Origin of the sequence: Roseivivax sp. GX 12232, from assembly GCF_021272185.1 — a bacterium.
Lineage (GTDB): Bacteria > Pseudomonadota > Alphaproteobacteria > Rhodobacterales > Rhodobacteraceae > Roseivivax.
In genome coordinates this window covers 279,897-290,899 of the sequence record NZ_JAJSEC010000004.1, presented here as the reverse complement: position 1 = coordinate 290,899, position 11,003 = coordinate 279,897, and the positions used below count along the sequence as shown (strand labels likewise).

The following is an 11,003-nucleotide window of genomic DNA, read 5'->3' as shown; positions in this document are numbered from 1 at the left end:
CCGCCGGACCCGAGGGTCCAGCGGCGCGCGGGCCGGGCCGATCACTCGGCCCAGCTGACCCCGGCCAGCGGATTGGCCTGGGTCGGCTGGTTCTGCCAGAGCCCCTTCAGCCGCGCGTCGGCGACGGTCGGGAAGGCGAGCTGGAAGAGGTAGCCGTTGACGTGATCCTCGGCGATCATGCGCTGCGCCTCGGCCAGGAGGTCCGAGCGGTCGCCCGCGTCGGTGGTCCCGGTCAGCTCGGTCATCAGCGCCTGGAAGTCGGGGTTGTCATACTGGAAGTAGTAATCCGGCCGGGCGTAGATGCCGATGTCCATGGGCTCGGTGTGGCTGACGATGGTGAGCCCGTAATCCTTGCCGCGGAAGACCTCCTCGAGCCATTGCGCCCATTCGAGATTGGTGATCTCGGTCTCGATGCCGACCTCGCGCAGCTGCGCGGCGATGATCTCGCCGCCGCGCCGCGCGTAGGAGGGCGGCGGCAGCTTCAGCGTGGTCGAGAAGCCCTCGCCGTAGCCCGCGTCCGCCAGCATCTGCCGCGCCACCTCGGGGTCATGCGGCGAGAGGTCGGTCAGATCGACGTAATCGGGGTGATGCGGCGCGAAATGCGTGCCGATCGGCGTGCCCTGGCCGAACATCGCGCCGTCGATGATCGCCTGGCGGTCGATGGCATGGGCCACGGCCTCGCGCACGGCGGGGTCGTCGAAGGGCTCCTGGCCGTTGTTCATCGCCAGGATCGTCTCGCCCTCGGTCGAGCCCATGAGCACCTGGAAGCGCGGATCGACCTCGAACTGGGCGATGTTCTCGGGCGCGGGGAAGCCCGCGAAGGCGTCGATGTCCTGGGCCATCATCGCCGCGAAGGCCGCGGTCGGATCGGAGATGAACTTGAAGGTCGCGGCCTCCAGCGCCGGGGCCGGGCCCCAGTAGTCCGCGTAGCGGGTCAGCTCCACCCGGTCGCCCTGCACCCATTCGGAGAAGGCGAAGGGCCCGGTGCCCACGGGGCTCTGCTTGATGCCTTCGATGGTCTCGGGCGCCACGATCACCGCGTCGCCCCAGGCCAGGTTGAACAGGAAGCTGCCGTCGGGCTGGGCCAGGGTGATCTCGACCGTGGCCGGATCGACCACGCTGACCTCGGAGATGCCCTCGAACAGCGCCTTCTGGGCGTTCACGCTGTCCTCGGCGCGGGCCCGGTCGAGCGAGAACTTCACGTCCTCGGCGTCGAAGGCGCTGCCGTCGTGGAAGCGCACGCCCTCGCGCAGGGTGAAGGTATAGGTCGTCCCGTCCTCGGAAATCTCCCAGCTTTCGGCCAGCGCCGGCTCGACCGAGCCGTCGGCGGCAAAGCGGGTCAGCCCTTCGAAGACGTTGGAATAAAGCACGCTGTCGATGGCCCCGGCCGCGGCGGAGGTCGGATCGAGATGCGGCGGCTCGAGCTGGATCGCCAGCGTCAGATCGCTCTGCTGCGCGAGAGCCGGCGTCGCGACGAACGCAAGCGCGGTCAGGGTGCGACGGAACATGGGGGCAACCTCCTTGCCGTGACGGATGGCCCCCATGTTTCAGCCATTCGACGCGACGATCAAGCGCCGAGATCGCAATGCCGCCTAGGCGTTCGGGACACCAGGTGATAAGGCGCGTCGCGACACGGCTTTACCCCGAAAGGAGACGAGGTTGAGCGCCACCGGACGGAAGACCGCCCCGCTGCCCGACGACATCCGCGCCATGAAGGGCTCGGATCCGATCGTCAGCCTGACCGCCTATACCACGCCCATGGCCCGGATGATGGACGCCCATTGCGACCTCGTGCTGGTCGGCGACAGCGTCGGCATGGTGCTGCACGGGCTGCCCTCGACGCTGGGGGTGACGATGGAGATGATGATCCTGCACGGCCAGGCGGTGCGCCGCGGGCTCGAGCGCGCGATGATGGTCATCGACATGCCCTTCGGCTCCTACGAGGAAAGCCCCGAGCAGGCCTTCCGCAACGCCCGGCGGCTCATGGCCGAAACCGGCGCGGGCGCGGTGAAGCTCGAGGGCGGCACCGAGATGGCCGAGACGATCCGCTTCCTCGTGGCGCGCGGGGTGCCGGTCATGGCCCATATCGGGCTGACGCCGCAGTCGATGAACACGCTGGGCGGCTACAAGGTGCAGGGCCGGGGCCAGGCCGGCGACGGGCTGCTGTCGGACGCCCGCGCCGTGGCCGCTGCCGGGGCCTTTGCGGTGGTCCTCGAGAAGGTGCCGCAGAGCCTCGCCGACCGGATCACCGCCGAGGTCGCGATCCCGACCATCGGCATCGGCGCCTCGGCGGGCTGCGACGGGCAGGTGCTGGTGGTCGACGACATGCTGGGGCTCTTCACCGCCTTCAAGCCGAAGTTCGTGAAACGCTTCGCCACGCTCGGCGAGGACGGCGAGGCCGCCATCGCCGCCTATGCCGCCGAGGTCCGCGCCCGCAGCTTCCCCGGCCCCGAGCATGTCTTCGGCGACGACGCCCCGGAGCGCGGCTGATGGCGGCAGCGATCCTGCGCCGCAAGGCCGAGCTGCGCGCCGCCGTGGCGGGCTGGCGCCAGGCCGGCGAAAGCATCGGCGTGGTGCCGACCATGGGCGCCCTGCACGAGGGGCACCTGAGCCTGGTCGCCGCCGCGAAATCCGCCTGCGACCGGGTGATCGTGACGATCTTCGTCAATCCCCGGCAGTTCAACAACGCCAGCGACCTGGCGAAATACCCCCGCACCGAGGAGGCCGACGCCGAGGCCCTGGCGCCCTACGGCGTCGATGCGCTCTATGTGCCCGAGCCGGGCGAGATCTACCCCGAGGGTTTCGCCACCACAGTCTCGGTCGCGGGGCTGACGGATGTGCTCTGCGGCGCGCATCGGCCCGGGCATTTCGACGGGGTCGCCACGGTGGTCTCGAAGCTCTTCCTGCAAAGCGGCGCCGACCGCGCCTTCTTCGGGGAAAAGGACTACCAGCAGCTGCAGGTGGTGCGCCGGATGGCCGCCGACCTCGACCTGCCAATCGAGGTTAAGGGCTGCCCCACCGTGCGCGAGCCCGACGGGCTGGCGATGTCCTCGCGGAACCTCAGACTCGACGCGGCGGCGCGGGCCGCGGCGGCCGCCCTGCCCCACACCATGGGGGCCATGGCCGCGGCGCTGCGCGATGGCGATACCGCGAGCGTGGCCGGGGCGGCGGCGCGGGCGGATCTTGCCGCGGCGGGCTTCGCGGAGGTGGAATATCTCGAGCTGCGCGCCAGCGGCGATCTGCGGCTGATGGAGCGCCCCGAGGCGCCCGCGCGGCTTTTCGCCGCCGCCTGGATCGGCGGCGTGCGGCTGATCGACAACATCGAGGTGTGAGACCGGGGTCTGGGGCGGCTCGGGACGGGGCGCGACAGCCTGATCGGTGCCGCGCCGGCGGATCGACCGGACCGCGCCCCTGAGCCCCCCCCCGCGCCTAGCGCAGCTTCGGCGGCTTCTCCGGGTCCGAGCCCGGGGCCTGCACCTCGGCGCGGGTCTCCTCCGCTTCCGGCTCGGGCAGGTCGAAGCGCAGCCCGACCCGCGCCAGCCGGGCGGTGAAGGCATCCGCATCGTCAAGGAAGACCACGTCCAGCGCCCCCGCCTCGATGCCCGAGAAGACCAGCGCCTCGTTCACCGCGCGCGCCAGCGGCCCCTCGGCACCCTCGCGCGCGCCGGTGATGCCCAGCATGTGCCCGTGGCTGCCGTCGTCGTAGCGCACCGCGGCCAGGTAGGCGCGCCGCGCCAGCCCTGCCGCCCGGCCAAGCTTGCCGTCGAGCGCGGTCAGCAGCGCCTCGGGCACATTGCCCGGCGCCAGGAGCTCCTCGGGCCGGGCGCTGGCCTCTGCGGGCCCCTGCCCCAGCGTCTCGGCCAGCCAGGCCACCGCGTCGGGCGGGATCAGATAGGCCGAGGGCGCCACGTCGAGGTTCAGCCCCAGACCCGCGCCCTGCCCCGCGAGCATCCCCGCGATCACCCGCCCCGGCAGCGCCGCATAAGGCGCGGGCTTGCCCAGGAAGGCCGCGAGCCGCGCGTCGCTGTCGAAGACCAGGAGGTAAGAGATGCCCTCGACCTCGAAGACCTCCGGGTCGAGCGTCTCGCCCTCGGGCTCGCGGCTCAGCAGCAGGAGCAGCTCGGTATCGGCGAGCCGCTCGTAGAAGCGCAGCCGCGCGGCGTCATCCTCGGGCGCGGCCTCCATCGCCCGGTAGGCGGTATCAAGCGGGGTGTCTGTATCCATGCCGCCGAGGTAGAGGGCGCGGGGCCCGCAGGCAAGGCGAAGGCGTGGCGGGGAGGGCCTGGGGCGGCGCCCACAGGCAAGGTATGGGCGTGGCGGGGAGAGCCTTGGGCGGCGCCCACAGGCAAGGAAAGGGCGTGCCGGGGAGGGCCTGTAGCGCGAAGACCCGAGGGCGTCACCGAGCGATGCACCCCGCCGAGCCCCGCCCCCTCAGCGCAGCGCTTCACCCATGGCGGCGCGCAGGGCGGGCAGCACCTCGGCTTCGAACCAGGGGTTCTTCTTCAGCCAGGCGGTGTTGCGCCAGGAGGGATGCGGCAGCACGAAGGTGCCCGGCGCATGGGCGCGCCAGTTGCGCACCGTCTCGGTCACGCCGCTCCGCACACCAAGGTGGTAGCGGTGCGCATAGCCCCCGACCAGCACCCTGAGCCGCACCTGCGACAGCTCCGCCATGACCCTATCGTGCCAGGTCTCGCCGCAGACCTTCGGCGGCGGCAGGTCCGCGCCCTTGGCGTCGTAGCCCGGAAAGCAGAAGGCCATGGGCACCACGGCAATCCGGCGGGTGTCGTAGAAGGTCTCGGGCCCGATCCCCAGCCAGTCGCGCAGCCGGTCGCCCGAGGGGTCGTCGAAAGGCTTGCCCGACTTGTGCACCCGCAGCCCCGGCGCCTGCCCGGCGATCAGGACCCGGGCCGAAGGCGCGAACCAGGCGACCGGGCGCGGGGCATGGGCGGTCTCCGTCTCGGCGAACCGCGGCGCGCAGATGCGGCAGGCGCGGATCTCCTCGGCGAGGCTCATCCCGCCAGCGCCCCGGGCACCACCAGCCGGGTGGCATAGGTGATCCGTCCCGCGATCCAGCGCAGGTCTGCGCGCGAGACGGCGACGCAACCCTCGGTCGGATAGCCCGGGCGGCGCCACTGGTGCAGGAAGATCGCCGAGCCGCGCCCGGCCTCGGCGCGGGGCCAGTTCCAGTCGGTCAGGATCACCGTGTCATAGAGCGGATCGGCCCGCGCCAGCCGCTCGTGGCTGACCGCATAGGGCGCCCGCACCATGGTGTTGTAGTCCTCGTCCCTGGCGTCGTCGGACCAGAGGTCGCCCGGCCCGATCGGCAGCGCCCAATCGGCGGGCGGGGCGATGCGGTCGGCGCGGTAGAGCATGCCGACGATCCGGTGCACCCCCGCGGGCGTCGCCCCGTCGCCCTCGCGCTTGTCGCGGGTCACCCCGCCGCGGCCGAGCGCGCAGGGGATCTGCCGCCCGAAGAAGCGCAGGCCCCGGGGCGTGACCACCAGGTCTTCGGGGCGCGGGGTCACGCCGCCGCCTCGCGGGTGATCCGCGACATGGCCTCGGCGGCGATCTCGAAGGAGCGCAGCCGCGCGCCGTGGTCGTGGATCTGGCCTGTCAGGATCACCTCGTCGGGCTGGTGCCGGGCGATCAGCTCGGAGAGCTGCGCCTCGACCTGCGCGGGCGTGCCGGTGGCCGAGACGCTGAGCGCCGCGTCGACCTGCGCCCGCGCGCCCGCCGGGATCACCGCGTCGATGTCATCGACCGGCGCGGGCATCTTGCCCGGCCGCCCGAGCCGCAGCCGGTAGAAGGCCTGCTGCATCGAGGTCTTGAGCCGCAGTGCCTCACCCTCGGTCTCGGCGGCGAAGACGTTCACCGCCAGCATGGCATGCGGCCGGGCGCGGCCCTCGGCGGGCCGGAAGTGGCGGCGGTAGACCTCCATGGCCTGTTCCAGCGCCTGCGGGGCGAAATGCGAGGCGAAGGCATAGGGCAGCCCGAAATGCGCCGCGACCTGCGCGCCGTAAAGCGAGGAGCCGAGGATCCAGAGCGGCACGCCGGTGCCCGCGCCGGGATGGGCGCTGACCGGGGCGGCGGGATCGGCGGGACCGAAGAGCCGCAGCAGTTCCGAGACCTCCTCGGGGAAGCGCTCGGCCCGGGCGTGGTTCACGCCGAGGGCCTGCATCACCGCCTGGTCGCCGCCCGGCGCCCGCCCGAGACCCAGGTCGATCCGGTCGCCGTAAAGCGTCGCCAGCGTGCCGAAGGCCTCGGCCACAGCGAGGGGCGCATGGTTCGGCAGCATGATGCCGCCCGCGCCGACGCGCATCTCGCGGGTGCGCTGCGCGACATGGCCGATCAGCACGGCGGTGGCCGCCGAGGCGATGCCGGGCATGTTGTGGTGTTCGGCCAGCCAGTAGCGGTGGTAGCCCCAGCCCTCGGCCTTTTCCGCCAGCTCGCCCATGTTCCTGAGCGCGGTGGCGGTGTCGGAGCCCTCGGGCACGGGGGCGAGATCGAGAAGGGAATAGCGCATGGGTGTCTCCTGTTCCTCTTCCGACCTAAGAAGTGAACCGATCGGTTCAAAGGGGGCGATGCGGCAATCCTGCCGTGCCGGCGCGGCGAGGCCAAGGGGCCGGGGTGAAGCGTCCGCGTGGGGCGGGCACGTGGCTTGCCGTGTGGTGGCCGCGACCCGGTGCCTACAGAGCCGAAGCCGTCTGCGTCCGTCGCGGCGCGCGACAGTGGAGGGTGAGCCCCGCTCACCGGCGTCCCGCCCGCGCACGTCCGACCGACCACCGCGAGCGCGCCTCACCGCGCCCCGCGCCGCCGGCCTAAAGCAGATGCCCCGACTTCTTCGCCTTGGTCGCCAGGTAATGATGGTTGAACCGCGTCTCGCCGACCTTGAGCGGCACGCGCTCGGTGACGTCGATGCCCTCGGCCTGCATCCGGGCGATCTTGGCGGGGTTGTTGGTCAGAAGCCGCACCGCGCCGAAGCCCAGCTCGGTCAGGATCTGCGCCCCGAGGCGGAAGTCGCGCTCGTCGTCCTCGAAGCCCAGCCGGTGGTTGGCCTCCACCGTGTCGAAGCCCTGGTCCTGCAGCGCATAGGCGCGCATCTTGTTCGCGAGGCCAATGCCCCGGCCCTCCTGGTTGAGATAGAGCAGCACGCCCTCGCCCGCGCCGCCCATCTGCGCCAGCGCGGCGTTGAGCTGCGGGCCGCAGTCGCACTTCAGAGAGCCCAGCAGATCGCCGGTGAAACAGGCCGAATGCAGCCGCGCCAGCACCGGGGTCTCGCGGTCCGGGCGGCCGATCTCGACGGCGTAATGCTCTTCGGAGCCGTCCTCGGGGCGGAAGATGTGCAGCCGGGCGCGTTCGGCATGGCGCAAGGGCACCTGGGCGCTGACCACATGTTCGAGGGGCGAGAGCCGCAGGAGATGCGGCGCCGCGACATCGGCGTCGATCCGGGTCAGCCCGGCGGGGGCCTCGGCGCCCAGCGGCACCACCAGCGCGGCGGGCAGGAGCCGGGCGGATTTCGCCAGGACCAGCGCCAGCCGGTGCAGCGCGGCGTCGCCCTCGCGGCGCGAGGTGAAGGGCCCCTTCATCGGATGCGCGAGGTCGTCGGCGGGATCGGCCAGCGCCTGCACCCAGTCGAGCCCCGCGTCGCCCGGGAGCGCGATCCGCGCGAGATCGCCGTCATAGGCCCGCGCCCGCAGCGTCGCCGCCCGCCGCCCGGTCAGCGCGAGGTCCGCGGGCCGGCCCAGCGCCTGCACCGCGGCGAGCCGCGCGGCGCTCAGCGTCTCGGCCGCCAGCACCAGCGCCGCGCCCGAGGCGCCGCTGAGAACCACCGGCACACCCATGCGCAGGTCGCCCCGCGCCCGCGCGAGAGTCTCGGTCAGATCGGGAGAGAAGGCGGGCTCGGGCGTCATGTCCTTACAATCCTGTAATAATCCTGCACCGTCTACACGACGCCGTGAGAGATTTGCAGCAAAACTTGCCCCTGATCGCGCCCGCTCACATTTCTGTCACGAGAAACGGAGGACGCGATATGGCGCAACTCAAGAACATCCTGCTCGTCGACGACGACGAGGACCTGCGCGAGGCGCTGGCCGAACAGCTTGTTCTGACCGAAGACTTCGAGGTCTTCGAGGCCGAGGATGGCGCGCAGGCGATGCAGAAGGTGAAGGAACAGCACCACGACCTCGTCATTCTGGACGTCGGTCTGCCTGATACCGATGGCCGCGAATTGTGCAAGCTGATGCGCAAGCAGGGGCTCAAGGCGCCGATCCTGATGCTGACCGGGCATGACTCCGACGCCGACACGATCCTGGGGCTCGACGCGGGCGCGAACGACTACGTGACCAAGCCCTTCAAGTTCCCGGTGCTCCTGGCCCGCATCCGCGCCCAGCTGCGCCAGCACGAGCAGTCCGAGGACGCGGTCTTCCAGCTCGGGCCCTATTCCTTCCGGCCGGCGATGAAGATGCTGGTCGACGAGGCCGAGAAGAAGATCCGGCTCACCGAGAAGGAGACCAACATCCTCAAGTTCCTCTATCGCGCGCCCGACGGCGTGGTGCCGCGCGACGTGCTCCTGCACGAGGTCTGGGGCTACAACGCGGGCGTGACGACGCATACGCTCGAGACGCATATCTACCGGCTGCGCCAGAAGATCGAACCCGATCCCTCGAACGCGCGGCTCCTGGTGACCGAAAGCGGCGGATATCGGCTGATGTCGTGACCCCGAAGGTTTGAGGGGAACCGAGCGGTCCGCCGCGTGTTTCCTCTCCGGCCCGTCGCATGTGCGGGTGATCACATGCACCCTCCCTGTTGGACTGGCCCGGGCCTCGCGCCCGGGCCTTTTTTTGTTTGGCTGTCGGGGGTTGCCTCGGGGCGGCGCGCCTCGCGGGGGTGCCGCACGGGGCGCAGACGCCGCTATGTGCGGCTCTGAGGCCGTCACTTCGGACGACCTGACCGGCCTTGATACTGGACGGAATGCCGCAGGCGTAGAATACTTATCCACATTTCCCGCACCCGCGCCGGGGCCCTTCCCGGCCCGCGCGCGCCTTTGACCAGAAGCCATTTTCCCGAAAGCCCGCGGCCCAATCCCCACCCGCAGGCGCGAGACCAAGAACGAGGGACATGCCATGGACACGATTCGCTCGGTGTCACGGACCTATGCCAGCGCCGACAACGCCCGCGCCTGGCGGGAACTCGGGGCGACCTTCCTGATCTACCTCGCCGCGGTTGTGCTGGCGCTGCAGGCGATCGGCAGCTGGTGGCTCATGCTGCCCGCGATGGTCATCGCCGCGGCGGCGGGGCTCAGGCTCTACATGATCCAGCACGATTGCCTGCACCGGTCCTTCTTCACCAGCCGGGCGCTGAACGACGCGGTGGGCACGCTGCTCTCGCCGATCGCCATGACGCCCTACCAGGCGACGCGCTGGAAACATAACCAGCACCACGCCCATGTCAGCGACCTCGACCGGCGCGACACCTTCGAGATCTACGTAATGACCGTCGAGGAGTGGGAGCGCGCGCCCCTGGCCGAGCGGCTGCGCTACCGGCTCTATCGCTCGCCCCTGATCCTCGTGGTGGTGGGGCCTTTCCTCCTCTACGCGGTGCTGCGGCGCTTCCCGCTTTACGGGCTGAAGACCGGGGTCTGGGACCTGGTCCTGCACAACGCGCTGCTGCTGGGCTGCCTCGGAGCGGTCTACCTGGCGGCGGGCTGGGCGGGCATCGGTGTGTTCTACGGCATCGTCTATATCGCCACGCTCTGCGGCGGGCTGATCCCCTATGTGCTGCACAACTTCGAACAGGTGCATTGGGGCGTGAAACCCGAGCTGGACTTCGAGACCGCCGCGCTCGAGGGCTCTTCGGTCCTCGACTGGGGGTGGCTCTTCGACCTGGCGATGATGAACATCGCCTATCACGACCTGCACCACCTGAACGCCAAGATCCCCGGCTACAAGCTCAAGGCCGCCCATGAGGAGCTCGAACGCCGGGGGCTGATCCAGTCCAAGCGCATCGGGCTGATCGAGGGGCTCATGTGCCTGCGCTGGAAGCTCTACGACACCGAGGCCGGGCGCATGGTGCCCTTCCCCCGCCGAGGGCGGGACGTTGCCGGCGTGCCGGCCGCATAGCGCCTGCGCCCTGATCGGGGCCGGGGCCGTGCTGGCCCTTCTGAGTTGCGCGCCGCTGGAGGGGCCGGGGGCGGGGGTGGTCGGGTCCGCCGCGGGAGAGTCCCCGCAGGCCACTGGCGTCGCACAACGGGACGCCAGAGCGCCCCCGGCCCCGGCCCCCGCGCCCGGAGTGGCAGCGGGCGGGCCTGCCACCGGCGGACCTCCCCAACCCGCAAGGGTCACGCAACGGGTCGCCGGGGCGACGCCCGCCCCGGCGCTCACCGCCTTCCTGCCCCCGCGCTTCACCGCCGACCCGCGCAACATCGCGCCGCCGCAGCCCGAGGCGGGGGCGCTGCGCTTCGCCCTGCCCGCCCGGGCGCGGCCCGGCGCGCGGGTGGCGCTGCGCATGGGGGAGACCTGGCAGCCCGGGCACCGCAATATGTTCGGCTTCGAGGTCCTGATCGAGCCCGCGACCCTGCCGCGCCAGGCGCCGCTGACGCTGGCGCGCTGGCAGGCGGGGCCCGAAGGGCCGGTGCTGCTGGAGATGACGCTCGACGCGCGGCACGGTCTCCTGGTCGAGAACCGCCGCTGCGTCGGGCCCGCGAGTTTCGGCACCTGGCGGCGGGTCTACCTGCGCATCCTCTGGTCCTCGGCGCCCGGCGGCTACCTCGAGGTGCGCTGCGGCACCGGGGCGCTCGCGACCATGCCGGTGATCTATGCCCGCGAGGGGATCGCCACCCATCCCCCCGGCGCGCCGCCACGCTACGACCTGAGCCTGGGGCTGATCGCCGGGCGCGCGCTTGCGACCCCCGCCGAGGTGCGCTTGCGCCGGATCATCTGGCGGCGGCTCTACGTGGTCTTCGACCGGGTGGCGCAGGCGGGCTGAGCGCCGCACTCACCGAAGCC

General features: G+C 71.4%; 11 protein-coding genes. 5 read left to right on the top strand and 6 right to left on the bottom strand.

Translation table 11 applies throughout. From position 1 onward, the window contains the following. Positions 1–41 precede the first annotated feature (41 nt). Entirely contained in the window at positions 42–1,508 is a 1,467-nt protein-coding gene (locus LR948_RS09745; protein ID WP_232753820.1) for an ABC transporter substrate-binding protein, read from the bottom strand. A gap of 151 nt (positions 1,509–1,659) precedes the next feature. Between LR948_RS09745 and panB the strand changes: the two genes are divergently transcribed. Both panB and panC read left to right on the top strand, forming a co-directional pair. Then, positions 1,660–2,490: a 3-methyl-2-oxobutanoate hydroxymethyltransferase gene (gene panB, locus LR948_RS09740; protein ID WP_232753819.1), complete on the top strand. Its 831-nt coding sequence runs from the start codon at positions 1,660–1,662 to the stop codon at positions 2,488–2,490. Further along, positions 2,490–3,332, top strand: coding sequence for a pantoate--beta-alanine ligase (gene panC, locus LR948_RS09735; protein ID WP_232753818.1), 843 nt, complete (start codon positions 2,490–2,492; stop codon positions 3,330–3,332). Before panB ends, panC begins: the two co-directional genes overlap by 1 nt. Positions 3,333–3,429: 97 nt before the next feature. Here the strand turns inward: panC and LR948_RS09730 are convergent, their stop codons facing one another. From LR948_RS09730 to ribA, 5 genes are all read right to left on the bottom strand, one after another. Further along, positions 3,430–4,224 (bottom strand): SseB family protein, encoded by a 795-nt coding sequence (locus LR948_RS09730; RefSeq protein WP_232753817.1) that lies wholly within the window; start codon positions 4,222–4,224, stop codon positions 3,430–3,432. Positions 4,225–4,431: 207 nt separating this feature from the next. After that, on the bottom strand, positions 4,432–5,013 hold the full coding sequence (locus LR948_RS09725; protein ID WP_232753816.1) for a uracil-DNA glycosylase family protein: 582 nt from the start codon (positions 5,011–5,013) through the stop codon (positions 4,432–4,434). Beyond that, positions 5,010–5,525, bottom strand: coding sequence for a L,D-transpeptidase family protein (locus LR948_RS09720; protein ID WP_232753815.1), 516 nt, complete (start codon positions 5,523–5,525; stop codon positions 5,010–5,012). The genes LR948_RS09725 and LR948_RS09720 overlap by 4 nt, the downstream gene beginning before the upstream one ends. Beyond that, positions 5,522–6,523: an LLM class flavin-dependent oxidoreductase gene (locus tag LR948_RS09715; protein ID WP_232753814.1), complete on the bottom strand. Its 1,002-nt coding sequence runs from the start codon at positions 6,521–6,523 to the stop codon at positions 5,522–5,524. Before LR948_RS09715 ends, LR948_RS09720 begins: the two co-directional genes overlap by 4 nt. A gap of 295 nt (positions 6,524–6,818) precedes the next feature. Beyond that, entirely contained in the window at positions 6,819–7,910 is a 1,092-nt protein-coding gene (ribA, locus tag LR948_RS09710; protein ID WP_232753813.1) for a GTP cyclohydrolase II, read from the bottom strand. Between the two features lie 119 nt (positions 7,911–8,029). Between ribA and LR948_RS09705 the strand changes: the two genes are divergently transcribed. The 3 genes from LR948_RS09705 (at position 8,030) to LR948_RS09695 (ending at position 10,983) form a co-directional block, all read left to right on the top strand. Further along, positions 8,030–8,716 (top strand): response regulator transcription factor, encoded by a 687-nt coding sequence (locus LR948_RS09705; protein ID WP_232753812.1) that lies wholly within the window; start codon positions 8,030–8,032, stop codon positions 8,714–8,716. Positions 8,717–9,122: 406 nt separating this feature from the next. Then, positions 9,123–10,118 (top strand): fatty acid desaturase, encoded by a 996-nt coding sequence (locus LR948_RS09700; protein WP_232753811.1) that lies wholly within the window; start codon positions 9,123–9,125, stop codon positions 10,116–10,118. 169 nt (positions 10,119–10,287) lie between these two features. Beyond that, positions 10,288–10,983 carry a hypothetical protein gene (locus LR948_RS09695; protein ID WP_232753810.1) on the top strand — a complete coding sequence of 232 codons (696 nt, stop codon included), beginning with the start codon at positions 10,288–10,290 and terminating at the stop codon, positions 10,981–10,983. Positions 10,984–11,003: the final 20 nt, after the last annotated feature.

Coding starts and splice junctions, on each gene's coding strand:
- LR948_RS09745 (WP_232753820.1), bottom strand. CDS start 1,508: ATGTTCCGTCGCACCCTGACCGCGCTTGCGTTCGTCGCGACGCCGGCT.
- panC (WP_232753818.1), top strand. CDS start 2,490: ATGGCGGCAGCGATCCTGCGCCGCAAGGCCGAGCTGCGCGCCGCCGTG.
- LR948_RS09730 (WP_232753817.1), bottom strand. CDS start 4,224: ATGGATACAGACACCCCGCTTGATACCGCCTACCGGGCGATGGAGGCC.
- LR948_RS09725 (WP_232753816.1), bottom strand. CDS start 5,013: ATGAGCCTCGCCGAGGAGATCCGCGCCTGCCGCATCTGCGCGCCGCGG.
- LR948_RS09715 (WP_232753814.1), bottom strand. CDS start 6,523: ATGCGCTATTCCCTTCTCGATCTCGCCCCCGTGCCCGAGGGCTCCGAC.
- ribA (WP_232753813.1), bottom strand. CDS start 7,910: ATGACGCCCGAGCCCGCCTTCTCTCCCGATCTGACCGAGACTCTCGCG.
- LR948_RS09705 (WP_232753812.1), top strand. CDS start 8,030: ATGGCGCAACTCAAGAACATCCTGCTCGTCGACGACGACGAGGACCTG.
- LR948_RS09700 (WP_232753811.1), top strand. CDS start 9,123: ATGGACACGATTCGCTCGGTGTCACGGACCTATGCCAGCGCCGACAAC.